Source organism: Pseudomonas brassicacearum, assembly GCF_003732265.1.
In the GTDB taxonomy this organism is placed as follows: Bacteria; Pseudomonadota; Gammaproteobacteria; order Pseudomonadales; family Pseudomonadaceae; genus Aquipseudomonas; species Aquipseudomonas brassicacearum_D.
Map to the genome: position 1 here is coordinate 388 of NZ_MOBK01000293.1, position 295 is coordinate 682.

Annotated in this window: 2 pseudogenes; both read left to right on the plus strand. The window is 64.1% G+C overall.

Annotated features, from left to right (window positions below):
- Positions 1 to 133: pseudogene (locus BK660_RS31350) on the plus strand ((2Fe-2S)-binding protein); the annotation flags it as partial.
- Positions 134 to 135: 2 nt separating this feature from the next.
- Positions 136 to 295, plus strand: a pseudogene (locus BK660_RS31355) (cytochrome c); the annotation flags it as partial.

Sequence of the window (295 nt, forward strand, 5' to 3'; positions counted from 1 at the left end):
CGTGCAGAGCAAGCTCGAACAAGTCATCGAGGACAGCCTCGGCCATCACGTCTGCCGTTGCACCGGGTACGTGCGTTATTACAACGCCACCCGCAACGTGCTGACCGATCTCGGCCTGGTCAAGGAGGGTTAAGCATGAAGCTTTTTCTGACCCGCCTGACCCTGGCGGTCGGCCTCGCTGCGCCGGTGTTGTTTGCCCACGCCGATGATCAGGTCAAGCGCGGCGAGTATCTCGCTCGCGCCGCTGACTGCATGGCTTGCCACACTGCACCGGGCGGCGCGCCGTTTGCCGGCG